The 25,986-nt window shown below is 51.6% G+C and carries 24 protein-coding genes; 14 read left to right on the top strand and 10 right to left on the bottom strand.

The genetic code is table 11. The features are described from left to right. The first annotated feature begins 694 nt into the window (after positions 1 to 694). The 6 genes from M1P90_RS06370 (at position 695) to M1P90_RS06345 (ending at position 5,260) form a co-directional block, all read left to right on the top strand. Positions 695 to 1,360 (top strand): hypothetical protein, encoded by a 666-nt coding sequence (locus M1P90_RS06370; protein WP_483701789.1) that lies wholly within the window; start codon positions 695 to 697, stop codon positions 1,358 to 1,360. A 188-nt stretch (positions 1,361 to 1,548) separates the two neighbouring features. Continuing rightward, on the top strand, positions 1,549 to 2,370 hold the full coding sequence (locus M1P90_RS06365; RefSeq protein WP_483701788.1) for a hypothetical protein: 822 nt from the start codon (positions 1,549 to 1,551) through the stop codon (positions 2,368 to 2,370). Between the two features lie 369 nt (positions 2,371 to 2,739). Then, positions 2,740 to 3,267 (top strand): winged helix-turn-helix domain-containing protein, encoded by a 528-nt coding sequence (locus tag M1P90_RS06360; RefSeq protein ID WP_483699014.1) that lies wholly within the window; start codon positions 2,740 to 2,742, stop codon positions 3,265 to 3,267. A gap of 7 nt (positions 3,268 to 3,274) precedes the next feature. Next, on the top strand, positions 3,275 to 3,802 hold the full coding sequence (locus M1P90_RS06355; protein WP_483701262.1) for an IS630 family transposase: 528 nt from the start codon (positions 3,275 to 3,277) through the stop codon (positions 3,800 to 3,802). 178 nt (positions 3,803 to 3,980) lie between these two features. Further along, on the top strand, positions 3,981 to 4,268 hold the full coding sequence (locus tag M1P90_RS06350) for a YcxB family protein (RefSeq protein WP_483704614.1): 288 nt from the start codon (positions 3,981 to 3,983) through the stop codon (positions 4,266 to 4,268). A gap of 275 nt (positions 4,269 to 4,543) precedes the next feature. After that, a complete protein-coding gene (locus M1P90_RS06345) occupies positions 4,544 to 5,260 on the top strand; it encodes a hypothetical protein (protein ID WP_483701787.1) in 717 nt (238 codons plus the stop codon). 153 nt (positions 5,261 to 5,413) lie between these two features. Here M1P90_RS06345 and M1P90_RS06340 read toward each other — a convergent pair whose 3' ends face one another. Continuing rightward, the gene (locus tag M1P90_RS06340; RefSeq protein WP_483701764.1) at positions 5,414 to 5,623 is read right to left on the bottom strand and encodes a hypothetical protein; all 210 of its coding nucleotides are present in this window, start codon (positions 5,621 to 5,623) and stop codon (positions 5,414 to 5,416) included. A gap of 1,132 nt (positions 5,624 to 6,755) precedes the next feature. On the opposite strand from M1P90_RS06340, the gene M1P90_RS06335 reads away from it, so the two are divergent. After that, the gene (locus M1P90_RS06335; protein ID WP_483701786.1) at positions 6,756 to 7,349 is read left to right on the top strand and encodes a suppressor of fused domain protein; all 594 of its coding nucleotides are present in this window, start codon (positions 6,756 to 6,758) and stop codon (positions 7,347 to 7,349) included. Between the two features lie 12 nt (positions 7,350 to 7,361). On the opposite strand, the gene M1P90_RS06330 is transcribed toward M1P90_RS06335, so the two are convergent. Both M1P90_RS06330 and M1P90_RS06325 read right to left on the bottom strand, forming a co-directional pair. After that, entirely contained in the window at positions 7,362 to 7,901 is a 540-nt protein-coding gene (locus M1P90_RS06330) for a transposase (RefSeq protein ID WP_483701785.1), read from the bottom strand. A gap of 44 nt (positions 7,902 to 7,945) precedes the next feature. Further along, positions 7,946 to 8,293, bottom strand: a complete 348-nt coding sequence (locus M1P90_RS06325; RefSeq protein ID WP_483701784.1) for an IS630 transposase-related protein — start codon at positions 8,291 to 8,293, stop codon at positions 7,946 to 7,948. 337 nt (positions 8,294 to 8,630) lie between these two features. On the opposite strand from M1P90_RS06325, the gene M1P90_RS06320 reads away from it, so the two are divergent. Beyond that, positions 8,631 to 9,230: a hypothetical protein gene (locus tag M1P90_RS06320; RefSeq protein WP_483701783.1), complete on the top strand. Its 600-nt coding sequence runs from the start codon at positions 8,631 to 8,633 to the stop codon at positions 9,228 to 9,230. Positions 9,231 to 9,652: 422 nt separating this feature from the next. On the opposite strand, the gene M1P90_RS06315 is transcribed toward M1P90_RS06320, so the two are convergent. The 4 genes from M1P90_RS06315 to M1P90_RS06300 all read right to left on the bottom strand — a co-directional run bounded on the left by M1P90_RS06315 (position 9,653) and on the right by M1P90_RS06300 (position 12,479). Beyond that, entirely contained in the window at positions 9,653 to 9,952 is a 300-nt protein-coding gene (locus M1P90_RS06315) for a putative quinol monooxygenase (RefSeq protein WP_483701782.1), read from the bottom strand. A 1,573-nt stretch (positions 9,953 to 11,525) separates the two neighbouring features. Then, positions 11,526 to 11,735 carry a hypothetical protein gene (locus M1P90_RS06310; protein WP_483701696.1) on the bottom strand — a complete coding sequence of 70 codons (210 nt, stop codon included), beginning with the start codon at positions 11,733 to 11,735 and terminating at the stop codon, positions 11,526 to 11,528. Between the two features lie 52 nt (positions 11,736 to 11,787). After that, positions 11,788 to 12,156 carry a hypothetical protein gene (locus M1P90_RS06305; protein WP_483701699.1) on the bottom strand — a complete coding sequence of 123 codons (369 nt, stop codon included), beginning with the start codon at positions 12,154 to 12,156 and terminating at the stop codon, positions 11,788 to 11,790. Continuing rightward, complete coding sequence (locus tag M1P90_RS06300; protein WP_483701698.1) at positions 12,153 to 12,479, bottom strand: PadR family transcriptional regulator; 327 nt, start codon at positions 12,477 to 12,479, stop codon at positions 12,153 to 12,155. The genes M1P90_RS06305 and M1P90_RS06300 overlap by 4 nt, the downstream gene beginning before the upstream one ends. 1,589 nt (positions 12,480 to 14,068) lie before the next feature. On the opposite strand from M1P90_RS06300, the gene M1P90_RS06295 reads away from it, so the two are divergent. Then, entirely contained in the window at positions 14,069 to 14,371 is a 303-nt protein-coding gene (locus tag M1P90_RS06295) for a putative quinol monooxygenase (protein ID WP_483701781.1), read from the top strand. A gap of 1,678 nt (positions 14,372 to 16,049) precedes the next feature. Here M1P90_RS06295 and M1P90_RS06290 read toward each other — a convergent pair. Beyond that, on the bottom strand, positions 16,050 to 16,298 hold the full coding sequence (locus M1P90_RS06290; RefSeq protein WP_483701780.1) for a hypothetical protein: 249 nt from the start codon (positions 16,296 to 16,298) through the stop codon (positions 16,050 to 16,052). Positions 16,299 to 17,375: 1,077 nt separating this feature from the next. On the opposite strand from M1P90_RS06290, the gene M1P90_RS06285 reads away from it, so the two are divergent. The 4 genes from M1P90_RS06285 to M1P90_RS06270 all read left to right on the top strand — a co-directional run bounded on the left by M1P90_RS06285 (position 17,376) and on the right by M1P90_RS06270 (position 22,444). Further along, positions 17,376 to 17,993, top strand: a complete 618-nt coding sequence (locus M1P90_RS06285) for a nucleoside/nucleotide kinase family protein (RefSeq protein ID WP_483701779.1) — start codon at positions 17,376 to 17,378, stop codon at positions 17,991 to 17,993. Positions 17,994 to 18,749: 756 nt separating this feature from the next. Beyond that, positions 18,750 to 20,270 (top strand): hypothetical protein, encoded by a 1,521-nt coding sequence (locus tag M1P90_RS06280; protein WP_483701778.1) that lies wholly within the window; start codon positions 18,750 to 18,752, stop codon positions 20,268 to 20,270. Between the two features lie 277 nt (positions 20,271 to 20,547). Next, positions 20,548 to 21,066: a hypothetical protein gene (locus M1P90_RS06275; RefSeq protein ID WP_483701777.1), complete on the top strand. Its 519-nt coding sequence runs from the start codon at positions 20,548 to 20,550 to the stop codon at positions 21,064 to 21,066. Positions 21,067 to 21,889: 823 nt separating this feature from the next. Beyond that, complete coding sequence (locus M1P90_RS06270; RefSeq protein WP_483701776.1) at positions 21,890 to 22,444, top strand: hypothetical protein; 555 nt, start codon at positions 21,890 to 21,892, stop codon at positions 22,442 to 22,444. A gap of 161 nt (positions 22,445 to 22,605) precedes the next feature. Here M1P90_RS06270 and M1P90_RS06265 read toward each other — a convergent pair whose 3' ends face one another. Next, complete coding sequence (locus M1P90_RS06265) at positions 22,606 to 22,815, bottom strand: hypothetical protein (protein ID WP_483701764.1); 210 nt, start codon at positions 22,813 to 22,815, stop codon at positions 22,606 to 22,608. 1,126 nt (positions 22,816 to 23,941) lie between these two features. Between M1P90_RS06265 and M1P90_RS06260 the strand changes: the two genes are divergently transcribed. Further along, positions 23,942 to 24,730 carry a hypothetical protein gene (locus M1P90_RS06260; RefSeq protein WP_483701739.1) on the top strand — a complete coding sequence of 263 codons (789 nt, stop codon included), beginning with the start codon at positions 23,942 to 23,944 and terminating at the stop codon, positions 24,728 to 24,730. Between the two features lie 665 nt (positions 24,731 to 25,395). Here the strand turns inward: M1P90_RS06260 and M1P90_RS06255 are convergent. Beyond that, complete coding sequence (locus tag M1P90_RS06255; protein ID WP_483701696.1) at positions 25,396 to 25,605, bottom strand: hypothetical protein; 210 nt, start codon at positions 25,603 to 25,605, stop codon at positions 25,396 to 25,398. Positions 25,606 to 25,986 lie beyond the last annotated feature (381 nt).

The following is a 25,986-nucleotide window of genomic DNA, read 5'->3' as shown; positions in this document are numbered from 1 at the left end:
GTTTTTCAGTGCCAGTTTCTGCTACAATGTGATTGTCATTAATCGGTGGCGGCGCCGCTAAAGCGCAAGCCGTTGGGCGCGTCTTAGACGCAAGGTTGTCTCGATCTCAAATGTGATTTTATGGTGCTTCGCCATACGAGCGCGGTGCAGCCACGACGGAACGAATCGAGCGTGGGAGGAAAGCTCGTTGTGCCGCGTGATACCGTCCGCGTTTTCGCAACCCCGCGTGGTACGAAGGCTCGTTATGCTGAAGTGGTTCCGGTCAACGATTTCGCAACCCTGATGCAGACAAATGCCGGTTCTTTTCCACGTGGTCGCGGCAGCGCTTTCTCAACCATGCGTGGGATGAAAGCTCGTTATGCCGCGTGGTTCCGTGTCGCGTTTTCTCAACCCAACGTGGCGCAAGCGCCCGTTATGCTGAGGTGATTCCAGGCAACGTCATTCAACTGAGCGCAGTTGCTCGTATTCCATCAACGTGGTTAGCGTATGCCTCAGCTCGGCTGTTTATCAAAGCTCGCGCCCAACACGCGCTTGCAGCGGACGCCGCTTCGCGTCAAGCAAGATCGGGGTTATTTTCCGCGCCGGTATCTGCTACAATGTGCTTGCCATCAATCAGTAGCGGCGCCGCTAAAGCGCAACCCGTTGGGTTGCAACGATAGCACTCCTCCTCCAAAAACCATCATTTGGAGTCGTCTTGACACAATACCAAAGCGCAAAAAGCGTTCTCACCATTGGCAATCAACTGCTTGATGGCCCTCGCGCAATACTCCCACCTCCAACGATTGACAATTTTGGATGGCTCGAACCAGAACTTCGTCTTATCTCTTGGGATGCGCCTGGTCTTACAAAGCAATCAGTTGCTCTTTTTACTGACAATACCGTGAATCGTGAAACCAACTTTCTCCAGCCGATTATTCGTATTGCGCATTGGGAACGCGGCTACGATATTCGTGCGAAACCACGCTGGCCTTCAGTAACGGTTCAAATCGGCTCCTGCCTCGATGAAAAGCAGATGCTTCATACTTCAATTTATCGTCTCCATCAGGCGTTTAGTCTACTTCCATTTCTCCCATTTGGTATATCGCGTCATCGAGAAGTTCCAACATTTCCCTACAGTGGTAGCGGAAACCTCGAAATGTTTGTAAGTAATGGAGTGCAGGCAGTGACTTTTGTGACACCCGCACTACCCGATGGAGATGCGCTGACTGAGCAATTTCGAAAAGTCTTTGCCGAGTTGAAAGATGCCTGTCAACCGTTCGACATGAATGGATGGCGCGAACGATATAACAATGATCTAACCGACAAAACTTTTCTGAAACATTGGGACTGGGATGGAAACGTACCAAATGATGTGCTGTAAACCAGCAACCCAACACGCGCTTGCAGCGGACGCCGCTTCGCGTCGAGCGAGATCGTGCGTTTTTCAGCGTCGGTTTCTGCTACAATGTAACAGCCATCAATCAGTGGCGGCGCCGCTAAAGCGCAACCCGTTGGGCCGCGGCAAGCAGCACCAATCCTTGCTACACTGCTCTTTAGGAGATTAGCCCTTTGAAATCGATTCCTCAAGTCATTTTCATTAATGGTTTTGGTGGGCGCGACAATGCAGCTTCATTTCATGTATCTTTGAATAAATTCTTTAAGCGTTTTAGTCTTCGCTTTGATCTACGCTCATTTGCTTGGGATAGCCTGCCTCCAACACCGCAAGTATTAGTTGCGAATTTTTTGCAGTCACAGCAGGCTGCCAAACAAGCAGGTCAAGAACTTTGTACTTTGGTCAATGAGTTAGAAAATCAGGGGGTTTTCTATCATCTAATCGGGTTCAGCTTGGGAGCAGAAGTCATACGCCAAGCTCTATCCCACCAACACGCAGCCCTCCCCAATTTACGCAGTGTCTATTTACTTGGTGCAGCCTTCAACCATAACGTCACAATCAACACCGATTGTATTCCGCCTGATGCACGCTGTAATAACTACTATTCCCCTCGACAAGACGTTGTGTTGAATACATCTTTCTACAACGTTACTGGTGTTCCTGCTGCTGGATGCTTGGGTCTCAGCCAAGACAAGCGTTTCACAAATTTCGCAACCCACTGCTCCCATATTCTCGCCTACGATTACACCATATTAGCAGAAGCTTTGGGTTTTTTGCTTGCCTGGGATGACCAGCAGTATATTCCGGGTTCGATAGCTCCAAATATTATTGCTTCTACACTCGGAGGTGAGAAACAATGGAACAACATTTGCCTTCACAAAGGCCTACTCATCCAGCAAAATATGCATACAAAGCATTATCGTGCGATCGAGAATAGCGGACACCATAGAAGGAAAGCGTGGGGCAACAATCTTCATGCCATATTTCGCTCAATTTAGTTAATCAAGAACCAAAGCCGCGCCCAACACGCGCTTGCAGCGGACGCCGCTTCGCGTCGAGCAAGATCGTGCGTTTTTCAGCGTCAGTATCTGCTACAATGTGGTTGCTATCAATCGGGGCGGCGCCGCTAAAGCGCAACCCGTTGGGCCGCCGAGCTAGCGAGCCTCAATTCATTAAAACGTAGTACGTGTCGTCATTGTACAATCGCATGGCTGTTTCTGCTGTGGCTTCTGCCAGAGGTTCATACATGTCAACATCTTTCGAAATCACACCAAACGACTACGTTGCTTTTATTGCCTATGAACAACAGCAACCCAAAACCCGTCAGCGATATCTTGTAATACCAAATACGGGTGTATACTTACAGCATGAGACGACTGAAACTGGCTGAACATCTGACGGTTGAGGAACTCGGGCAGCGCTATCGCCAGGCCGCCGATCCTGTCGCTCGCAGTCATTGGCAGATGCTCTGGTTGCTGAGCCAAGGCCGTTCCCCTACCGAAATCGCACAGGTCTGTGGTTACTCGTTGACCTGGTTGTACGCGATTGTCCGCCGCTACAACGCCGATGGTCCTGACCACGTCGGCGACCGCCGTCATCACAACCCTGGCCAGGCTCCGCTGCTCTCGCCCGCCCTGCGTGCCGAACTCGACAAAGCCCTCGAAGGTCCTGCCCCCGATGGTGGCGTGTGGACTGGCCCGAAAGTCGCCGACTGGATGAGCAGCAAGCTCGCTCGAAAGGTACACGCGCCACGCGGCTGGGAAGTCTTGCAGCAGCTTGGTTATCGCTCCTATGTCCCGCGTCCGCGCCATATCAAGGCCGATACTGAGGCGCAAGAGCAGTTTAAAAAAAACGCTTCCGCAAGCCGTCGCCCAGATCCAAGCCGAGCATCCTGACGCCAGCGTGGAGGTCTGGGGCGAGGATGAACATCGCATCGGCCTCAAACCGATCCTGCGGCGGGTCTGGTGCAAGAAAGGGCAGCGGCCACTTGTGACGGTTCAGCCGCGTTACAAATGGACCTACCTGTATGGGTTTGTCTGTCCGCAACGGGGCGAGAGTTTCTGGCTGCTGCTGCCACGGGTCGCGGTGGCAGTGTGGACGCTGGTGCTGGCCGAGTTTGCCGCTGCAGTCGGGGCTGGTCCGAGCAAACAGATTGTGCTGGTGATCGATCAAGCCGGCTGGCACAGTAGCAGTAAGGTGGTAGTACCGCAAGGCGTGCATGGAGTGTTTCAGCCGCCGTATTCGCCGGAGGTGCAGCCGGCCGAACGGTTGTGGACATTGAGCGACGAAGCGCTGGTGAATGAGCATTTCAGTGATTTGGACGCCTTGATTGAGGCACAAACAGAACGCTGCCGTCGCTTGCGTGAGCAGCCGGAGATCATTCGCACGCACACCCTCTTTCACTGGTGGCCCAAACCGACCATACCATAAGTGTTCACCCGTATTTGGTATAATTGGCTTAATCTATGGTGCAATCGGTGGCGCTACTTATATTTATTTTTATCTTCGCAATAGCACCCGCTCATTTACAAGCTCCTCACTAGCCGTGTTTTTCGGTATATTGATTATCCTAATTGGTGCAATTACTTTGGTTTCTGTGCTAAGTAATATGGTATATATACGATACAAAGTAAAACGAAGCAACAAGCCAGAACACATCACAATTACGCTATCACCTGCAGGAGTGTTGGTCAATGGTCTGAAAGGTGATCACCTCTGGAAATGGGCTGGAATACCTCAAATTGTCGAGACTAGCATGTATATTTTCGTATACATTAGCGAGACTTCTGCCCTGATTATTCCCAAGCGAGCATTCACACATGCGAAAGAAATGCAGGATTTCCTTGCAACGCTTCGAGGCTTCCATAAAGCGGAAGGCAAAGCGGTGCGTTTATAACTCTCGCAGCAATGTTATCTTCTCAGTCACGCTTCCTGGCAGCCCAACACGCGCTTGCAGCGGACGCCGCTTCGCGTCGACCGAGATCGTGCGGTTTTCAGCGCCAGTTTCTGCTACAATGTCGTTGCCATTAATCGGTGGCGGCGCCGCTAAAGCGCAATCCGTTAGGCCGCGAGCAATACTACAGCAGCCTATCATATTTTATGATCACCTATACAAGTTAGCTTTCTGATGTGGCGGGCAGAGCAAGCCTTTTACTCTGATGGGAGCATTCTATGAACAATTCTGGTGATATTCACAATATTTCCGCCCAAGGAGAAATTGTATCAGCGGAGTTATCATTTTCATGGGTAGAGCCTGGCCCAATCGAGGCGGGTGAAAGTATAGCGCCTGCAAAGCTAAAGTCAGAGGCAGCACCTATATTTGCGGCTCTTCATCTCATATTAAGCGATCTGAAGTTTTCAGAAGAGTGTTTGAACGCCGCGAACAGTATTGGTTTACCAAACGACAGCAATCTCCACTCCAAGGCGTTAATCTTTGCAGGAGTAGTAAGTTATGCACGCTGCTTCAAGTCAGGAGTTCGTGCACCTGCTCTAAATCCATCTAACTTACAAAGCCAAGGTGTGTCATTCAACGATAAGATTCACGATTATCTCGTCGCTCTGCGTGACAAGCATATAGCGCATTCGGTAAACGATTTTGAAGGGTGCGAGGCTGTGGCAATTATGATTGGAAAGAACGGCGAAGAGTGGCGCTATGGAGGAGGAATTGGTGTTGTCCAAAAACAGTCGATTGGAATAACTCAAGCACTCATCATAGAGGCGCTTGCACACATCGCTTCTTTACGCCAATTTCTTGAGGCAGATTTATCTACTAAACGTACTTCTCTTCATCTACAATTTCAAGCTAACTTCCAAAAGACCGGGAAGTGGGAAATAGCTCCAGTAGTTCAACTGTCAGATCGTAGTAAGATCACAGAACGACGACGGTGATTTTCTAGGATGCGGCCTAACACGCGCTTGCAGCGGACGCCGCTTCGCGTCGAGCGAGATCGGGCGTTTTTCAGCGCTCGTATCTGCTACAATGTGCTTGCCATCAATCAGTGGCGGCGCCGCTAAAGCGCAACTCGTTGGGCCGGCACCCGATCAGCCGCTTCCCGCAAAAAGGCCGTTTTGCGTGACTCGTGATTGACTCACCAGTTGAAGTTTCGACGCACGCGACTCACAATCCAGCGACCATTGGCGAAATAGACGAATCCAAGTCGTGATGGCGGTCGTTTCACCAATAGCACGAATCACTTGCGCAAAAGCCGCTCCTGGCCGATAATAGGTGCTGTCGGATTCGTTCACTTTCATGTTGGGCGTGTCTCGTTTCTCAGGTTGTCTTGATCTCACAGGTCGCTTGCTGTCTTTTCGACAGAAGAACGCAGTGCAACTCCGAAGGAACGAATCGAGCGTGGCATGAAAGCCCGTTGTGTCGCGTGATTCCAGTCAGTGTTTTCTCAACCCTGCGTGGTACGAGCGCCCGCGTTGTGCTGATTGTGGTTCCGTTCAACGTTTAACCAAAGCAACGTGGTACGAAGGCTCGTGGTGCTGAGTGTGGTCCTGTTCTAGGTTGTCGCAACCCTGCGTGGGATGAAGGCTCGTTGTGCTGAATGTGGTTTTGTCAGCGTGATCCCGCCGAGCGCAGCTGCTCGTGTCGCAACAACGTCGGCGTCTCATGCTTCCATTCGGCTGTTTATCAAAGCTCACGCCCAACACGCGCTTGCAGCGGACGCCGCTTCGCGTCGAGCGAGATCGTGCGTTTTTCAGCGCCGGTATCTGCTACAATGTGGCTGCCATCAATCAATAGCGGCGCCGCTAAAGCGCAACCCGTTGGGCGTGTCTCGTTTCGCAGGTTGTCTTGATCTCGCAGGTCGCTTTCTGTCTTTTCGGCAGAAGAACGCAGTGCAACTCCGAAGGAACGAATCGAGCGTGGAATGAACGCCCGTTGTGCCGCGTGATTCCAGTCAGCGTTTTCTCAACCCCGCGTGGTGCGAGTGCTCGTGGTGCTGGTGTGATTCCGGGCAACGTCTCGCTCATTTCAAGTTGATTCAAAAGCTTGTTATGCCGCGTGGTTCCGTTCAAGGCATTCGCAACCCTGCGTGGAATGAAGGCTCGTTGTGCTGAATGTGGTTCCGGTCAACGTGATTCCGCTGAGCGCAGCTGCTCGTGTCGCTTCAAGGTCTGTGGCTCATGCTTCAGTTTGGCTTTCTATCGAAGTTCACGCCCAACACGCGCTTGCAGCGGACGCCGCTTCGCGTCGAGCGAGATCGGTGTTATTTTCCGCGCCAGTATCTGCTACAATGTGGTTGCCATCAATCGGTGGCGGCGCCGCTAAAGCGCAACCCGTTGGGCCGCCAGAGCCGAATCACTGTTGACGAAATCATGTCACTTCAGCAACGCTGACACCTTACATACTTAACTTGCAGAAGCTGAGTATACCTCCATGACAACGCTAGAACAAGTCTGGGCACAACGAGAAGAACTCGTCTATCCTGATCTATTTGGCCCAACCGACGGGCAAATCTACCCGCTCTCGACGGAACTATTCGTCGGCGTCTTTCAGCAAGACTCTATCGATCCACGATGGTTACATATTGGCGTCTTTCAGATACCACCCACGCCAACCCGATCGACGTGGATCTACGTTTCGTCTGGTCTTTCCAATCCATGGGAGGATGATCCGGAGCAGATCGAAACGCGCGACTATTCTGGATTAGGTGTGGAACTCGTCTTGGAAACACCGACGGCAGCAATCTGGCCGATTGTGATTGTGCAACGCATGCTTGCCTTTGATATCCTCCTTGCCCACGGTCGATTTGGTGCCGCTCAACCACTCGATTATGGTGATAGCATCCCTCTACGCGGCTCGGTCGCGCTTGAGCAGCCTTCAGCACTAGCGCATTTAATCATCGCGCAGCCCGATCACTACCCACCATCATTTCATTTGGCGTCAGGCCGCGTGGATCTGCTCCATTTTATTGGAATGAGCAATAGTGAGTTGGCGTATGCGAAGGCAACAAGTTCAGCTGACTTATAGCAGAGAGCATAATTATTGATCTGGACTAGGCCAAAGTGGGAAGCCGCAATGGGCAAAAAACGCACGAGCCTCAGCGCCTGAAATCGAGGCCAGCGCTTGTGCAATTGCTTCCTCGAGCGCCTCGCGCGTTCGTGCCTTCACTTTGCGCAGATACGCTTTCACTTTCGAAAATGCCAACTCTATCGGTGAGTAGTCTGGTGAATACGCTGGCAAGTACCACAGCCGACAGCCACGTTTCGCCAGCAACGCTGCGATCTGCCCGCCGTGATGCGCACGCGCATTGTCGAGCACAACGATCTGCCCTTCGCGTAAACTTGGCCCAAGCACCACATCAATATATGTTTCAAACGTCACCCGATTGACCCCACCAGAAACGACCAGCGCCGGTCCCATTCCGTGGGTTGTGAGGGCGGCAATCGTGGTCGTGTTGCGTGGCAGATCTTCATACACGCGCTCACCCTGCGCTGCTCGTCCATAGCGGCGTGTCAGGTTCGTGTTTGAGCCAAACTCATCAAGCACCACGATATCATCGGCGTCCCAGCTGCTTTGCACTGCTTGAAATACTGCTCGGTCGAACCGATCGCGTTCCAGTGCCCTCAGACTCTTTTTTTTCGCGTCAACTTGAGGCGACGGATTCTGCGACCGATGGTCCAGCGCGAAAGTGCTTGCTGGTGGAGGTCATTCCATTGATCAGTGTATTCTTGGAGGGTGGCATCTGGCGTTGCATCGACCAAGCCTTGGATGACCGCATCATCGTGTGGGGTGGCGGCTTGGCGCTTTCTGCCTGGGCGGCGAGCGGTGAGCGATGAGCCGTCCCGTCGCAGTTTTTGCCAGCGTTTGATGCTGCCATCGCTCACGGCGAAGATGGTGACTGCTTCAGAGCGCTTCATACCGCGTTCGATTGCGTCAAGCACTCGTTCTCTGAGATCAGTTGAATATGCCATAACGTCAGTCTACCACACGATCACTATTTCTGCTCTCTGCTATAATTGCCCGCTTCAAAGCAGAGGGGGTTTATCCGCTCACTGACCCAGAACGCGCATCGATCATTTCAGAATAGCTATACTGGATAAGCGGCCCAACACGCGCTTGCAGCGGACGCCGCTTCGCGTCGTGCGAGATCGGGCGTTTTTCAGCGCCAGTTTCTGTTACAATGTGCCAGCCATTTATCGGTGGCGGCGCCGCTAAAGCGCAATCCGTTGGACGGCGTTCCATCTCCACCGTCTCATATAAAAGCGTTGTCATGCAAGGGCATTGGCGCTCCATCATTACTGGTGAACGATGACGACCTATTTTACGCACGAAGATAGTTGGACTGGTGGATTTTACGAATTAGCCATTGACGTCGGCTCAACGATGGACGAAGCCATGCTCGCCATCCTGCAGGCTCTTTGGTCCTATCCTGCGCTCGAAGGCTGCTATCTTGATCGTACACGCGAACCTGCTGACCAACTTCGTTTGACGATGACTCCTAACCTTCTACATCGCACACATATCCAAGGCATCGTACACCTTCCAGACAATCATTCTTTACCGTGCGGGACGTGTCTTTTACGTGATCTTGGAGATACAACATGGCTCGACTTCTATATTCCCACAGGAGCGCTTGAATGGATATATCCTCTCGAAGGATTTCCTTTTTCGCATCAAGATACGGAGGCACAACGGCAATGGCAGCAACCACTCGACAACTGGCTTGCCGATCTTGGCAAGTACGTTTTTGAGCGTGCTGTCTACCAATTTGCACTCATCGGTCATGAAGTCACAGGAGAGGTTGATGCCGCGAAGATCGTGCTTTCAGGCATACCTGAGCGCCGATGGATGGGCTATCTCTGGCCAATAGACACAACCCTAACGTACTGGCCAAAAGCATGGCCGTAGGTATCCTGTACCGATTGTAATCGCATGAACGCCGTCCAACACGCGCTTGCAGCGGACGCCGCTTCGCGTCGTGCGAGATCGTGCGTTTTTCAGCGCCAGTTTCTGCTACATTGTCGTTGCCATTTATTGCAGCGGCGCCGCTAAAGCGCAACCCGTTGGGCCGCACCCATCAATACCTCTAACAGTTGGTTCCTGTTCAGTTCGACGTTCATGTTACATGATGCGGCGACCTAACGCCCGAATTAACCGGGCACGGGTGAGCAGCATTCCACCTAATCACAAGGAAGAATAATGAAAGCCACACTATCCCGCGCTCCGGTTGAATGAGTTGTTAGGTTTTGACCCACCATTCAACTGACCTTACCGGGTTTGCTTTTCAGCTGCTGCTCAGATTCAACTACCCACAGCAATTTAAACTTTAATTAGGGAAGTTTTGCTGCAAGCACATCAACCTTTTCAATAACGGGCGCTTGTGCGAGAAGGTCTGAGGCTTTCTCCATTAAGGCCGTTGCCACTTTGCCGGAGAGATGTGCTTGCCGTCCTGATTCATCTGGGAAAGCGTCGAAGATACCGAACGTTGATTGACCCATGCGGATTGCGAACCAAGCAGTTGTGTCCGGTTCTTCTTCGACAAGCGACAGCCCGCTGTTCAGAAAGCTCTCAACCTCCGCCTCTTTTCCGGGTTTTGCCTCTAGCCGAACGAGCAATGCTACTGTAACCATGATTTGTCTCCTTATTCAGATTCGTTGGTACACTTTTACCATAGCCCCTGTTAAATGTCAACGAGCCTTCAAAAAACGCACGATCTCGCGCGAAGCGGTCGGCTGCAATGCCGAGTTGGGCGGCGCTTTGTACTCAATAGCAGCGCGTGCAGTTTCGGATGCGCCAACTTCTTGCGCAAGGCATGTCGCATAATAGCTTCTTTCACGGCTTCCCAATCAGCACGAAGTACCACCATACGAGTTTGGCCCAAGGTTTTGGCTTCTTTCGGGGAATGGGCGGTTCGTATACGTTCCCGATAGACAGCATTTTCAGGGCCGTCAACTTCTGGGATAGGGGGCAAAATTGGAGAGTTCAACGTAGAGATCCTGCTACGAAAAAAATGACTAAATACGCCCTAGGTGCCGCCCAACACGGGCATGGAGCCGACGCCGCTGTGCGGCGAGCGAGATCGTGGCGATTTTCAAACCTAGAATTGCCTGCAATGCTTTCCCGATCTACCAGCGCGGCGCGGCTCATGCCCAGCCCGTTGGGCGTCTCTCATTTCGCAGGTTGTCTTGATCTCACAGGTCGCTTTCTGCCTTTTGGCACAAGAACGTCGTGCAGCCACGAAGGAACGAATCGAACGTGGAATGAAGGCTCGTTGTGCCACGTGATACCGGCAACGTTTTCTCAACCCTGCGTGGTGCGAGTGCTCGTTATGCTGATTGTGGTTCTGTTCAACGTTTAACCAAAGCAACGTGGTACGAAAGCTCGTGGTGCTGATTGTGATTCCAGTCAACGCTTTCTCAACCCCGCGTGGTACGAACGCTCGTGGTGCTGAATGTGGTTCAAGTCAGCGTGGTTCCGCCGAGCGCAGTTGCTCGTGTCATTTCAGCGTGGTTGGCACATGCTTCAGCTTGGCTTTCTATCAAAGCTCACGCCCAACACGCGCTTGCAGCGGACGCCGCTTCGCGTCGAGCGAGATCGTGCCTTTTTCAGCGCTGGTATCTGCTACAATGTGGTTACCATCAATCAGTGGCGGCGCCGCTAAAGCGCAACCCGTTGGGCGTGTCTCGTTTCACAGGATGTCTCGATCTCGCAGATCGCTTTCTGTCTTTTTGGCATACCAAAGCAGTACAGTCACAAGAGAGCGAATCGAGCGTGGGATGAGCGCCCGTTGTGCCACGTGGTTCTGTTCAAGGTTTTCGCAACCCTGCGTGGTACGATCGCTCGTTGTGCTGGCGTGATTCCGGTCAGCGTTTGGCGCAAAGCAATGTGGTACGAAAGCCCGTTATGCCGCGTGATTCCGTTCAACGTTTTCGCAACCCTGCGTGGTGCGAAGGCTCGTTTTGCTGAATGTGGTTTCGGTCAACGTGATTTCGCCGAGCGCAGATGCTCGTATCGCTTCAAGGTCTGTGGTTCATGCCTCAACGTGGCCATGTATCAAGGCACTCGCCCAACACGCGCTTGCAGCGGACACCGCTTCGCGTCGAGCAAGATCGTGCGTTTTTCAGCGCCAGTTTCTGCTACAATGTGCTTGCCATCAATCAGTGGCGGCGCCGCTAAAGCGCAACCCGTTGGGCCGGCACCCGATCAGCCGCTTCCCGCAAAAAGGCCGTTTTGCGTGACTCGTGATCGAATCACCAGTTGAAGTTTCGACGCACGCGACTCACAATCCAGCGACCATTGGCGAAATAGACGAATCCAAGTCGTGATGGCGGTCGTTTCACCAATAGCACGAATCACTTGCGCAAAAGCCGCTCCTGGCCGATAATAGGTGCTGTCGGATTCGTTCACTTTCATGTTGGGCTGCTTCTCTAATCTAACTCTGGCACCCAGCAGATAGATTTTCAGATTAAATTGCTTTTTTACATCGAATGTAATATGCAAGAATGAAGCCGCTGCACAGCAGCCCCACACCAATAATTGCTAAAATATCTATATTAAATACGAGGAAAACAGAATGAATAATGCTACGAAGAACTAGCAATACACCAATCCAAAGAAGAAGCACTATTTGTTGCTCGCGCCGATATATCCAGTTTGCCATTGCATTCCTCCTTATCGATTGTGCAGCAGTATACCAATGCGCATCTAATGCGCCCATTAGGATATCAGCAAGCAACCATATTGTAAGTGGTTGTAGTTCTAAAAGCTCCAAGAATTCTTCTTCATAACGATGCCGCCATGTATGAGGATACAAGCGAATGAGTATTTGCTTCATGATGAGGATAATCGTTGTAATCCAGTACGTGTCATCTGCTGCAATCGTACGACATGTGATGTGATAACACGGCGACCAAGATCAGTGAGTTGATAGGGTCGCCGCCGTTCTGTTAGTGGCAAAGGTATAATCAATCCTTGATGCTCTAAACGCGAAATAGCTCCATACAGCGTGCCTGCTCCAAGGCGAGTTGTACTAAACTCTGCAATGTCCTCTATCATTAGGTAGCCATGCTTTGGTCCGTCGGATAAGCTTATTAGGATCAGCAGGGCAGGCTCAACAAAACGACCAAAGCTGGAAAAGGCATCAGGATCATCGTCCATTTGATTGCATCCACTAGTACACATAACGATATATCAGCAAACGTAATAATAGCAGAAGATTAAGTGGAAGTCAAGCAACAAAAGGCAGTAAGGCAGTGATGTAGTTCGCACACATAAACGGCGACGATACGCATTAGGACGGTTTGAAATAGAAGCACCCCAACACGCGCTTGCAGCGGACGCCGCTTCGCGTCGAGCAAGATCGTGCCTTTTTCAGCGTCAGTTTCTGCTACAATGTGACAGCCGTCAATCGGTGGCGGCGCCGCTAAAGCGCAACCCGTTGGGCGTGTCTCAGTTTGCAGGTTGTCTTGATCTCGCAGGTCGCTTTCTGTCTTTTCGGCAGAAGATCGCCCTGCCGCTACGAAAGAGCAAATCGAGCGTAGGATGAAGGCCCGTTGTGCCGCGTGATACCGTCAACGTTTTCTCAACCCCGCGTGGTGCGAGTGCTCGTTATGCTGACGTGGTTCCAGTCAGCGTTTGGCGCGCTTTATCGTGATACAAATGCTCGTTATGCCACGTGGTTCCGTCCAAGGTCGTCTCAACCCTGCGTGGAATGAAGGCTCGTTGTGCTGAGTGTGGTTCCGGTCAACGTGGTTCTGCCAAGCGCAGCTGCTCGTGTCGCAACAACGTCGGCGTCTCATGCTTTCATTCGGCTGTTTATCAAAGCTCACGCCCAACACGCGCTTGCAGCGGACGCCGCTTCGCGTCGTGCGAGATCGTGCGTTTTTCAGTGCTCCTATCTGCTACAATGCTTGTGCGATCTATCGGCGGCGCCGCTAAAGCGCAACCCGTTGGGCGCGTCTCGTTTCTCAGGTTGTCTTGATCTCACAGGTCGCTTTCTGTCTTTTCGGCAGAAGAACGCAGTGCAACTCCGAAGAAACGAATCGAGCGTGGGATGAACGCCTGTTGTGCCGCGTGGTTCCAGTCAGTGTTTTCGCAACCCTGCGTGGTGCAAACGCTCGTTGTGCTGACGTGGTTCAAGTCAACGTTTCGCACATTTCAAGGTGATTCGAAAGCTCGTTATGCAACGTGGTTCCGTCCAAGGTCGTCTCAACCCCGCGTGGTATAAAGACCCGTTATGCTAGCGTGATTCCAGTCAACGTGATTCCGTCCAGCGCAGTTGCTCGTATCAGTTCAGCGTGGTCATTTCATGCTTCAACTTGGCTATCTATAAAGGCTCACGCCCAACACGCGCTTGCAGCGGACGCCGCTTCGCGTCGTGCGAGATCGGGCGTTTTTCAGCGTCAGTATCTGCTACAATGGTGTTGCCATCAATCAGGGCGGCGCCGCTAAAGCGCAACCCGTTGGGCCGGCACCCGATCAGCCGCTTCCCGCAAAAAGGCCGTTTTGCGTGACTCGTGATTGACTCACCAGTTGAAGTTTCGACGCACGCGACTCACAATCCAGCGACCATTGGCGAAATAGACGAATCCAAGTCGTGATGGCAGTCGTTTCACCTATAGGACGAATCACTTGCGCGAAAGCTGCTCCTGGCCGATAATAGGTGCTGTCGGATTCGTTCACTTTCATGTTGGGCTTCACAAGAATGAGGCGTATCGTGGTGCGTCCGTAACCAAAGGAGGTGTGTCATGGTCAAAGTAGCGTTGTTCGTCCGCTTGGAAGCAAAGGCCGGAAAAGAAAAAGAAGTAGAGCAGTTTCTGCTTAGTGGGCTTCCGCTAGTCCAAGCGGAGCCTGCCACTACTGCATGGTTCGGTATTCGTCTTGGGCCATCCACGTTTGGCATTTTTGATGCTTTCCCCGATGAGGCGGGCCGTCAGGCTCACCTTGCCGGCAAGGTCGCTGCCGCTCTGATGGCTAAGGCCGGAGAGCTTTTCTCCACGCCGCCGTCCATCGAGAAAGTTGACGTTCTGGCGGCAAAGCTGCCTGGGTAGTGAAGCCCAACAAGGCGCTCCAGCCGACGGGCTTGCCTCCGCTTCGCTCCGGCAAGCCCGCGGCTGAGCTTGGGCGTTGGGCGAGTCTTCGGCGAAACGTGTCCCGACCACAACCTGCACTTTCTGGTGCTTCGCCACAAGAATGCTCTGCTGCCACGAAGGAACGAATCGAACGTGGGATCAAGGCCCGTTGTGCCGCGTGACACCGTCAACGCTGTCTCAACCCTGCGTGGTCCGAGTGCTCGTTGTGCTGACGTGGTTCTGTTTAACTCTTGGTACACACCAGCGTGGTACAAACGCCCGTTATGCCGCGTGGTTCCGTTCAAGGTTTTCGCAACCCTGTGTGGTGCGAGCGCTCGTTGTGCTGATTGTGGTTCCGTCAGCGTGATTCCGCCGAGCGCAGCTGCTCGTGTCGCTTTAAGGTCTGTGGCTCATGCTTCAGTTTGGCTTTCTATCAGTGCTCACGCCCAACACGCGCTTGCAGCGGACGCCGCTTCGCGTCGAGCGAGATCATGCCTTTTTCAGCGCCAGTGTCTGCTACAATGTGCTTGCCATGTATCAGTGGCGGCGCCGCTAAAGCGCAACCCGTTGGGCGTGTCTCGTTTCACAGGATGTCTCGATCTCGCAGATCGCTTTCTGTCTTTTTGGCATACCAAAGCAGTACAGTCACAAGAGAGCGAATCGAGCGTGGGATGAGCGCCCGTTGTGCCACGTGGTTCTGTTCAAGGTTTTCGCAACCCTGCGTGGTACGATCGCTCGTTGTGCTGGCGTGATTCCGGTCAGCGTTTGGCGCAAAGCAATGTGGTACGAAAGCCCGTTATGCCGCGTGATTCCGTTCAACGTTTTCGCAACCCTGCGTGGTGCGAAGGCTCGTTTTGCTGAATGTGGTTTCGGTCAACGTGATTTCGCCGAGCGCAGATGCTCGTATCGCTTCAAGGTCTGTGGTTCATGCCTCAACGTGGCCATGTATCAAGGCACTCGCCCAACACGCGCTTGCAGCGGACACCGCTTCGCGTCGAGCAAGATCGTGCGTTTTTCAGCGCCAGTTTCTGCTACAATGTGCTTGCCATCAATCAGTGGCGGCGCCGCTAAAGCGCAACCCGTTGGGCGAGTCTTAGGCGAAACGTGTCTCGATCACAAACTGCTCTTTCTGGTGCTTCGCCAAAAGAATGCTCTGCTGCCACGAAGGAACGAATCGAACGTGGGATGAACGCTCGTTGTGCCGCGTGATTCCGTCAGCGTTTTCTCAACCCTGCGTGGTGCGAGTGCTCGTGGTGCTGGCGTGGTTCCGGTCAAAGTTTCGCGCACTTCAAGGCTGTACGAAAGCTCGTTATGCCGCGTGGTTCCGTTTGGCGCTTTCTCAACCCTGCGTGGTGCGAGCGCTCGTTATGCTGAATGTGGTCCAGTCAATATGGTTCAGCCAAGCGCAGCTGCTCGTATCAATTCAGCGCCGGCAACGTATGCCTCAGCTCGACTTTCTAGCAAAGCTCACGCCCAACACGCGCTTGCAGCGGACGCCGCTTCGCGTCGAGCGAGATCGTGCCTTTTTCAGCGCCAGTTTCTGCTACACTGTGGTTGCCATTTATTGGCAGCGGCGCCGCTAAAGCGCAATCCGTTGGGCAAGCACGCTCCATCTTCCGATTTTCAAAGCCTGTCTTCAAGCCTCATTTTTACAGCCTTACTTCTTTTCTTGCGCCTCGATATTCTTTCTTGAATACTCAAATGCCTTTCCGGCGACCTCGTTATCTAGTATCGACGGCTCGTTATCTAGTATCGACGGCTCGTTATCTAGTATCGACGGCTCAAATTCCTTTCCGGCGACCTCGTTATTTATTATCGACGGCTCAAATTCCTTTCCGGCGACCTCCAATTCATTTCTAGCGACCTCGATCTTCAATCGCGACTGTCCACCCACCGATTCCGGCACGTTGCAATCATCCGCGAGCTGATCGTCTCGCGAGTGTGGTCACTCTTCCTCTTCACACGCACGTGGAGATCAGCACATTTCGCTTCAAGTGATCCAGGCCGCTCCCACCACACGCACGGCTGGCAAAAGCAAACGCTGCGGCCAAACGATATCCGTCGCGCACCACGCGGCGCGACATACGCATATGTGCATCAAGAAATGACTATGCGACGCGCCACGTGGACCGCTCCTGCTTCGATGCAAACGAACATTCGCAACTGATGGAAGGCGCAACGAAGCGGGCACAAACACCGCTGCGGGCACTCGCCTGTGTTGCGCCCGCCTCGTTGCGCGCCATTATTCAAGCACAGTGGTAGATGAATCGTGGTATGATTGAGGCAAATACACGGTGGTCGTCAAACAATCGTGCTCGCCCAACACGGCGTTGCAGTTGACCGCTTCGCGCACGAGATCGGTGCTTTTAAGAGAAATCTATGCAGCGCTTGCGGCAACTGAACGCCAACCCGTTGGGCGATTCTTAGGTGCGAAGTTCCCTCGATCTTGAATATCACTTTCTGTCTTTTTAGCATAACAACGCTTTGCACTCACGAAGGAACGAATCGAGCGTGGAATGAAAGCCCGTTGTGCCGCGTGATTCCAGTCAGCGTTTTCTCAACCCCGCGTGGTGCGAGTGCCCGTTATATTGATGTGGTTCTGTTCAATGCTTGGTACACACCAGCGTGGTACAAACGCCCGTTATGCCGCGTGGTTCCGTTCAAGGTTTTCGCAACCCTGTGTGGTGCGAGCGCTCGTTGTGCTGATTGTGGTTCCGTCAGCGTGATTCCGCCGAGCGCAGCTGCTCGTGTCGCATCAACGCTGGCCGAACATGCTTCAGCTTGGCTGTCTATCGAGGCTCACGCCCAACACGCGCTTGCAGCGGACGCCGCTTCGCGTCGAGCAAGATCGTGCCTTTTTCAGTGCCAGTTTCTGCTACAATGGTGCAGCCGTCTATCGGTGGCGGCGCCGCTAAAGCGCAACCCGTTGGGCGCTTATCTCTAAAACAGCTCGCACTGCGCATTGCAGAATACTGGATGTGCGATGTTTCAATCAAGCACGCCAAGCTATGTGATCGCTCTCGCCGGTCCTTCTGGTGCGAGCAAATCGACACTTCTACACGAATTGTCTGTGCGCTTCGGTGGTGCGGTCGTGCTACGGATTGATGAGTACGAGGCAACCTCTACGTTCCCCGATACTGCCGAATGGCTCGCTGATGGAGCCGACCCCAATGCGTTTCTCTCACCGCAATTTGTTGCTGATCTGTACGCTTTACGTTCTGGCAATACAATCGTCGCGCCCGATACCGCCGTCTGCACCCAGCCCACCCACGTTCTGCTTGTGGAAGAACCATTTGGCAAAGCGCGTGACCAAATGCATGATTTGATTGATTTTGTGGTTCACGTTGATATTCCGCTTGAAATCGCGCTCGCCCGCAAGCTGCTTCGCCAAAACGCCTTCTTGCCTTGGGAGCAAGACACGGATCTATTCATCAACCACCTGCGCGAGTTTTTGACGTGGTATCTGAGTGTCGGGAGAGCGTTTTATATTGCAGTCAGAGAGCGCGTTTTGGAACAGTGTGATCTCGTAGTTGACGGTACCGGTTCAACCGAAGCAATCGTGGAGGTGATCGTGAACGCTGTGCGAGCAAAAAAACAGTAACATCAGCAAGGCGCGCCCAACACGCGCTTGCAGCGGACGCCGCTTCGCGTCGAGCGAGATCGGGCATTTTTCAGCGTCAGTTTCTGTTACAATGTGTTGCCATCAATTGGTGGCGGCGCCGCTAAAGCGCAACCCGTTGGGCGTGTCTCGCTTCACAGGTTGTCTCAATCTCGAACGGCGCTTTCTGCCTTTTTGGCATACCAAAGCAGTATAGTCGCAAGAGAGCGAATCGAGCGTGGGATGAAGGCCAGTTATGCCGTGTGGTTCCGTGTTGCGCTGTCTCAACCCCGCGTGGTACAAGCGCCCGCGTTGTGCTGATTGTGGTTCCGTTCAACGTTTGCCGCAAAGGAGCGTGGTACGAAGGCTCGTGGTGCTGAACGTGGTTCCAGTCAGCGTTTTCTCAACCCTGTGTGGTGCGAAGGCTCGTTGTGCCGAAGTGGTTCAGTCAACGTGGTTCCGCCAGGCGCAGTTGCTCGTGTCGTTTCAGCGTCGGCAGTTCATGCTTTAACTCGGCCGGTTTATCAACGCTCTCGCCCAACACGCGCTTGCAGCGGACGCCGCTTCGCGTCGAGCGAGATTGGTGTTATTTTCAGCGTCGGTATCTGCTACAATGTGCTTGCCATCTATCAGTGGCGGCGCCGCTAAAGCGCAACCCGTTAGGCTACATTGTTAATCTTCAACACCCCCAAGTTTGAACCTCATGGTTATTTTGCGTTACAATGTGTACATCTATAATTACTGGTGAGGCAGAATAATATGATCAACCTGATGAATATTTTTACAGAAAATTTGCAGAGACTCGAACTTATCGCTCGGCAGCTTTTTGAAGCGCAATTTACATCTGCACAAGATTTGTGGCAAATTCAGCTTGACCTAGTGAACTACCAAATAGGAATGCAGTCATCAATAATTGATACACGTAACAAACAGCAAGAGCTCCAACAGCAAATCAAACTAATTGTGAGCCAAAAACGAAAGAACTGGAAAAGTAGATTAAAATTAATACAGAATGATCTCTGCCAATTAGACGATAGTATTGAAATACAGAAACGCTTACTAAGCATATCAAAGAGGTTAGGAGATGCGATTGCATGGCTATTTTTCAAGAGAAAGGAAAAATATATTTTACCATTAACTGAGAACTCAAAAGTCCCTTCTACTTCCACGGGGCACGGACTTAAAGGTATGCTTTACATAGCAGAATCTCTCTGGAATGCAGGGGCTGGATTTCCGATATTACATGATATGACAAATATGCTACGAGTAGGTGATATTAGTTTCGTTCAGACAGATAATGATGACGCACCTATAACAATCGAAGTTAAGACTCATCTGTTGAGTGAAAGTAATAGTCAGGTTAATCTTGATGTTGAAGTACATACATATATCAAACCAGAGCAGTGGGACAAAATAAACGAGAGTATACCAAAAAGAGAGTTGGCTGATCAACAATTGCCGTTAGAGCAGCAGCAAGGCGCCCATCAGCAACAACCAGATGCACGCTTAAAAAGGCAAATCGAGCGCATGAGAAAAGCTAAATTGCTCCAACATGCTGCAGATGACACAATATTGGAGATCGGTTCTCATAAAAGTATAGTTACATCTATAGAACTATCGAGCAATTCTCATCACTGGAAAACCGTCCAAGAGCTTGTGTTAGAGGCAAAGATTAAAGGCTATTCTCATCGTGTTGTTGACGATGCTTTTGTATATGTAGCTATATATGCCTCAGAACCTTTATGGCATACATTGGAGAAGGATAAAGATAGGAACATTTTGAGCAGAATCCCAAATGACTTGGTTAATAGTCCTATATGGTTTGCAGATACTAATGAGAATTCTCTTTGGTTTGACTCTAGCTTGAGTAATATATGTGGTGAAACTTCACCTCATATATTACCACCTTTTCTATACCCTTTACCATTCGATGTTATCAGCGATTTGATGTGGAATAGAACAGAGATATTCGTTTTCGTAAATCTTGGAAAGATAGTTGAAGCACTTAATAAAGAAAGATTTGTTGCAACTCTTCCAAAAAACTCCGGACATTTTTCGAAGGAATTTATACCAATCTCTATTCAATTTAAACTTAATGATGGAACAGATGTAACATTGCAATTAAAAAATGTTCATTACTACGCTAGTAAAATAATTCATGAATTCATCTCACTCAACACTTTTATTCAATATGTGAAGTCCATGGCTCAGGCTGGCATCGATAGTGTCAAAGAAAAAACAGCTTTAGATCTCTTTAGTAATCAGGAAAAATACGAATAATGTTTACTGCTTATGGCCTAACACGGCGTTGCAGTTGACCGCTTCGCGCAAAAGATCGGTGTTTTTGAGGAAAGTATGAATGTGCGCTCGCGGCAACTAAACGCCAACCCGTTGGAACGGCGGCCCATCACCCTTTCCTCGGTTAATTATCCCTATCTATGGCAAGAGGGATTTGTAATCATCACAACGCAATCCACCAGAATCCGCAATATTCAGTTATACTTGTCAGCAACTCTCACTCCTTGTGCTCATTGAGCGCTAACCAGAAATTGAAGCTATGCGTCTTAAAGCACGTATTCACTATGACCCAATGTACCAAAAGGTAATGATTCACGATAGCGGTGATGCTGGAGTATACCTCTTTCTATATACTACCCTTGATGATGCTTCTTGTGCTGCTGACTACTGGTACGAAACTATTCAGCTTGCAAAAGAAAGTGCAGCCGAAGAGTATCACATCCAAGAGCCTGAATGGGAAATGATTGATGATCCGCTTCCTGGTGCGCAACAGGATTGGGAACAACCGATGATTGCGATACGAGGAGATGATGGCACGATCAAGATTGTTCCCTATCACGACGTAGATATGAGTCTCACAGATAGATCATCAACTGCGATAGTGCAGATATCAGCAGATCAAACACTGATACAAGAAATCAGCGTGCTTCTGCAAAAAGGCGAACATTTACAGGCGATATCTCTGTATATTCAGCAGATGAAAGTCAGTCTCGTGGAGGCAAAAACAGCAGTTGCACATATCCAAGAGCAGTTGCGCACTACAACTCGAAATATTTGATCGATTGGGCTATTGTGCAATGAGATCTGCTGCATCAGGATGAGCATACAATTTTAGCATTTCTGCCAATTCCAAATGCGTGATGTCAAATCTACTCAAAGCCGCCGTCCAACACGCGCTTGCAGCGGACGCCGCTTCGCGTCACGCGAGATCGTGTGTTTTTCAGCGTCAGTATCTGCTACAATGTGGCAGCCATTTATTGGGGCGGCGCCGCTAAAGCGCAACCCGTTGGGCGCGTCTCGTTTCTCACGCTGTCTCGTTCTCGCAGGCTGCTTGCTGTCTTTTCGGCAGAAGAATGCTCTGCTGCCACGAAGAACCGAATCGAGCATGGGATGAACGCCCGTTGTGCCACGTGATTCCAGTCAACGCCTTCTCAACCCCACGTGGTATGAGCGCCCGTTGTGCTGGCGTGGTTCCGGTCAGCGTTTGGCGCATTTGTACGTGGTACGAACGCTCGTTGTGCCGCGTGGTTCCGTTCAAAGTTTTCACAACCCTGCGTGGAATGAAGGCTCGTTGTGCTGAATGTGGTTCCGGTCAACGTGATTCCGCCGAGCGTAGTTGCTCGTGTCGCATCAACGTCGGCGTCTCATGCTTCCATTCGGCTTTCTATCGAAGTTCACGCCCAACACGCGCTTGCAGCGGACGCCGCTTCGCGTCGAGCAAGATCGTGCCTTTTTCAGCGCTAGTTTCTGCTACAATGTGGCAGCCATCAATCAATGGCGGCGCCGCTAAAGCGCAACCCGTTGGGCCGGCGGCATTATAGTGATTGGCCTGTTCCAATCCACGTGAGTGTGTCATCAGCGAATTACACTTGAGGCACGCAGTGAATCCAGCTACCAATCCTATTTTCGATATCTTCTACCGTTTCCTCATCAGCAAACTCTCGATTATCCATTTTGCAGAGTGGCTTTATCATACTGACACGCTTGGCGAAATGATTGGCAGTGGCTGGGATACGACATTACTGGGCTTGGATTATCAAGCGCCAGATGCTGAAGCCTCTTTACGGCAATTGATACGGCGCATCTACCAAGATATTCGTCCAGGCAGCGAGACCGATCGGCTGTTCTGGCAACTCGATGTTGTAGAAACTGCAAGAGTTGTTCTGAACACTCCTACCAATTTCATTGATAGTGTGTGCCGCTTGTGTTCCCTCTGTAAAGCTCTCGATCACGATTGCTGGTCCGATGTCGATTTTTCGATATTTTGTATTATTGCCGATCAGTCTGATTTCCTGCCGCCATCGGCAGCGCGCACCTACCACAGTCCAGAACCACTGGCACGTGTGGAACGGGCACAGGCCGATCTGGAAGCATTGTATCGGCCAGATGCCGTGCAAGCAGCGTATCGCCTGATCGAACGATTTGAGCTGAGGTAATTGTTAACTTTCTCAACCGCCAGCCCAACACGCGCTTGCAGCGGACGCCGCTTCGCGTCGAGCGAGATCGTACGTTTTTCAGCGTCAGTTTCTGCTACAATGTGGTTGCCATTTACCAGCAGCGGCGCCGCTAAAGCGCAACCCGTTGGGCCGGCACCCGATCAGCCGCTTCCCGCAAAAAGGCCGTTTTGCGTGACTCGTGATTGACTCACCAGTTGAAGTTTCGACGCACGCGACTCACAATCCAGCGACCATTGGCGAAATAGACGAATCCAAGTCGTGATGGCGGTCGTTTCACCAATAGCACGAATCACTTGCGCGAAAGCCGCTCCTGGCCGATAATAGGTGCTGTCGGATTCGTTCACTTTCATGTTGGGCGCGTCTCGTTTCTCACGCTGTCTCGTTCTCGCAGGCTGCTTGCTGTCTTTTCGGCAGAAGAATGCTCTGCTGCCACGAAGAACCGAATCGAGCATGGGATGAACGCCCGTTGTGCCACGTGATTCCAGTCAACGCCTTCTCAACCCCACGTGGTATGAGCGCCCGTTGTGCTGGCGTGGTTCCGGTCAGCGTTTGGCGCATTTGTACGTGGTACGAACGCTCGTTGTGCCGCGTGGTTCCGTTCAAAGTTTTCACAACCCTGCGTGGAATGAAGGCTCGTTGTGCTGAATGTGGTTCCGGTCAACGTGATTCCGCCGAGCGTAGTTGCTCGTGTCGCATCAACGTCGGCGTCTCATGCTTCCATTCGGCTTTCTATCGAAGTTCACGCCCAACACGCGCTTGCAGCGGACGCCGCTTCGCGTCGAGCAAGATCGTGCCTTTTTCAGCGCTAGTTTCTGCTACAATGTGGCAGCCATCAATCAATGGCGGCGCCGCTAAAGCGCAACCCGTTGGGCGAGTCTCGTTTCTGAGGTTGTCTCGATCTCGAATAGCGTTTTATTGAGTTGTAGCAAAACAACGCAGTGCCGCTACGAATACACGAATCGAACGTGAGGTGAAGGCACGTTGTGCCGTGTGATTCCAGTCAGCGTTTTCTCAACCCCGCGTGGTGCGAGTGCCCGTTATGCTGTGTGTGGTTTTGGTTAATACTTGATCACAATAGCGTGGTACGAACGCCCGTGGTGCTGATTGTGGTTCCGGTCAGCGCTTTCTCAGCCCTGCGTGGTACGAACGCTCGTGGTGCTGAATGTGGTTCAAGTCAGCGTGGTTCCGCCGAGCGCAGCTGCTCGTGTCATTTCAGCGTGGTTGGCACATGCTTCAGCTTGGCTTTCTATCAAGGCTCACGCCCAACACGCGCTTGCAGCGGACGCCGCTTCGCGTCGAGCGAGATCGTCCGTTTTTCAGCGCCAGTGTCTGCTACAATGTGCTTGCCATTTATCGGTGGCGGCGCCGCTAAAGCGCAACCCGTTCGGCGGCGCATCAAACACAATCCACTTTAGGCACCGTTGTCCTTGCACTATAATTTCTCGCACACTTTTTCCTGCTACAAGGAGAGAAGGGATGGCCGCAAGTCCACTAACAGGGACACGAGTAAAGATCCAGCGCGCACGGCGCCATCTGACTGAACTCGCCACTGTCATTCAAGAATTCTTTGCCTCTATGCCGTATAATATTGTTGTTGAGGAAAACATATCGACAGGAGATACGCTATACCGAGCACGTGTAGAACGTGAAATACCGGAAGAATTGGGTGGAATGATAGGGGATGTCATTCACAATCTGCGGGCAGCACTTGACCTTGCAGTTTGGCAAATGGTGATCATAAACGGCAATACACCATCTGATAAAACCTGCTTTCCTATCAATCAAAGCTTGTCAGCCTTTACAAATAACGGTCTCCCAAAACTTGCCGGTGTGAGCTACAAGGCAATCAGAACAATAAAACGCCTGAAACCGTACAAGGGAGGCAATAATCGGCTTTGGAAATTACATCAATTGGATATTATCGATAAGCATCGTTTGATTCTACCTGTAGGCGCGGCCTACAGACATATAGAAATCACACATAAGATGAGAGTTCCCTGGCAGGAAGAGTTTGTCGAATTTCCTCCTATTGCTTTGCAACCAGCCGATAAGCTTTTTCCACTTTTAGATAACACCATTGTTTTCGAAATAAAAGCAGCAGCAAAATCAAATCCGGATTCTGCAACTGATAATTATCGCTTTGCTTTTTATATCGCCTTTGGTGATGGAAATATTGCAAATGAGGATCCTGTTGTTGAAACCCTAGAGGATCTAGCAAATTACATTGATCAGCTTATCAATCTCTTTGAGAAGTGGATATTTTAGTAGTACTCACACGATAATTATCGGCGTCGCCGCCGAACACGCGCATGCAGTCCGACCGCCTTCGGCGCGCGAGATCGTCGCTATTTTGGCGTGTTCTGGTGTCGCGCGCCTCGTCGGCGGCTGATGCGCAATCCGTTGGGCGTGTCTCGTTTCGCAGGTTGTCTTGATCTCGCAGGTCGCTTTCTGTCTTTTCGGCAGAAGAACGCAGTGCAACCACGAAGGAACGAATCGAGCGTGGAATGAACGCCCGTTGTGCCGCGTGATTCCAGTCAGCGTTTTCTCAACCCCGCGTGGTGCGAATGCTCGTGGTGCTGGCGTGATTCCGGGCAACGTCTCGCTCATTTCAAGTTGATTCAAAAGCTTGTTATGCCGCGTGGTTCCGTTCAAGGCATTCGCAACCCTGCGTGGAATGAAGGCTCGTTGTGCTGAATGTGGTTCCGGTCAACGTGATTCCGCTGAGCGCAGCTGCTCGTGTCGCTTCAAGGTCTGTGGCTCATGCTTCAGTTTGGCTTTCTATCGAAGTTCACGCCCAACACGCGCTTGCAGCGGACGCCGCTTCGCGTCGAGCGAGATCGTGCCTTTTTCAGCGCCGGTATCTGCTACAATGTGACAGCCATCAATCGGGGCGGCGCCGCTAAAGCGCAACCCGTTGGGCCGGCACCCGATCAGCCGCTTCCCGCAAAAAGGCCGTTTTGCGTGACTCGTGATCGAATCACCAGTTGAAGTTTCGACGCACGCGACTCACAATCCAGCGACCATTGGCGAAATAGACGAATCCAAGTCGTGATGGCGGTCGTTTCACCAATAGCACGAATCACTTGCGCAAAAGCCGCTCCTGGCCGATAATAGGTGCTGTCGGATTCGTTCACTTTCATGTTGGGCGAGTCTTAAGGCGAAAACGTGTCTCGATCTCGAACGGCGCTTTCTGTCTTTTTGGCATAAGGAAGCAGTACAGTCACAAGAGAGCGAATCGAGCGTGGGATGAACGCCCGTTATGCCGCGTGGTTCCGTTTCGCGCTTTCTCAACCCTGCGTGATGCGAGTGCTCGTTGTGCTGATTGTGGTTCCGTTCAACATTTAACCAAAGCAACGTGGTACGAAGGCTCGTGGTGCTGATTGTGGTTCTATTCAAGGGTTTCTCAACCCTGTGTGGTGCGAATGCCCGTTATGCTGAAGTGGTTTCGGTCAGCGTGGTTCAGCCGAGCGCAGTTGCTTGTGTCGCATTAGCGCCGGCGGTTCATGCTTCAACTCGGCCGT

Source organism: Kouleothrix sp. 19917 (assembly GCF_057073505.1).
The sequence above is the reverse complement of the archived record's forward strand: the minus strand, read 5'-3'. Positions and strand labels throughout refer to the sequence as shown.

Coding starts and splice junctions, on each gene's coding strand:
- M1P90_RS06345 (WP_483701787.1), top strand. CDS start 4,544: ATGAACAATTCTGGTGATATTCACAATATTTCCGCCCAAGGAGAAATT.
- M1P90_RS06295 (WP_483701781.1), top strand. CDS start 14,069: ATGGTCAAAGTAGCGTTGTTCGTCCGCTTGGAAGCAAAGGCCGGAAAA.
- M1P90_RS06320 (WP_483701783.1), top strand. CDS start 8,631: ATGACGACCTATTTTACGCACGAAGATAGTTGGACTGGTGGATTTTAC.
- M1P90_RS06340 (WP_483701764.1), bottom strand. CDS start 5,623: ATGAAAGTGAACGAATCCGACAGCACCTATTATCGGCCAGGAGCGGCT.
- M1P90_RS06285 (WP_483701779.1), top strand. CDS start 17,376: ATGTTTCAATCAAGCACGCCAAGCTATGTGATCGCTCTCGCCGGTCCT.
- M1P90_RS06280 (WP_483701778.1), top strand. CDS start 18,750: ATGATCAACCTGATGAATATTTTTACAGAAAATTTGCAGAGACTCGAA.
- M1P90_RS06300 (WP_483701698.1), bottom strand. CDS start 12,479: ATGGACGATGATCCTGATGCCTTTTCCAGCTTTGGTCGTTTTGTTGAG.
- M1P90_RS06255 (WP_483701696.1), bottom strand. CDS start 25,605: ATGAAAGTGAACGAATCCGACAGCACCTATTATCGGCCAGGAGCGGCT.
- M1P90_RS06350 (WP_483704614.1), top strand. CDS start 3,981: ATGGTATATATACGATACAAAGTAAAACGAAGCAACAAGCCAGAACAC.
- M1P90_RS06315 (WP_483701782.1), bottom strand. CDS start 9,952: ATGGTTACAGTAGCATTGCTCGTTCGGCTAGAGGCAAAACCCGGAAAA.
- M1P90_RS06335 (WP_483701786.1), top strand. CDS start 6,756: ATGACAACGCTAGAACAAGTCTGGGCACAACGAGAAGAACTCGTCTAT.
- M1P90_RS06310 (WP_483701696.1), bottom strand. CDS start 11,735: ATGAAAGTGAACGAATCCGACAGCACCTATTATCGGCCAGGAGCGGCT.
- M1P90_RS06265 (WP_483701764.1), bottom strand. CDS start 22,815: ATGAAAGTGAACGAATCCGACAGCACCTATTATCGGCCAGGAGCGGCT.
- M1P90_RS06305 (WP_483701699.1), bottom strand. CDS start 12,156: ATGAAGCAAATACTCATTCGCTTGTATCCTCATACATGGCGGCATCGT.
- M1P90_RS06360 (WP_483699014.1), top strand. CDS start 2,740: ATGAGACGACTGAAACTGGCTGAACATCTGACGGTTGAGGAACTCGGG.
- M1P90_RS06275 (WP_483701777.1), top strand. CDS start 20,548: ATGCGTCTTAAAGCACGTATTCACTATGACCCAATGTACCAAAAGGTA.
- M1P90_RS06325 (WP_483701784.1), bottom strand. CDS start 8,293: ATGGCATATTCAACTGATCTCAGAGAACGAGTGCTTGACGCAATCGAA.
- M1P90_RS06260 (WP_483701739.1), top strand. CDS start 23,942: ATGGCCGCAAGTCCACTAACAGGGACACGAGTAAAGATCCAGCGCGCA.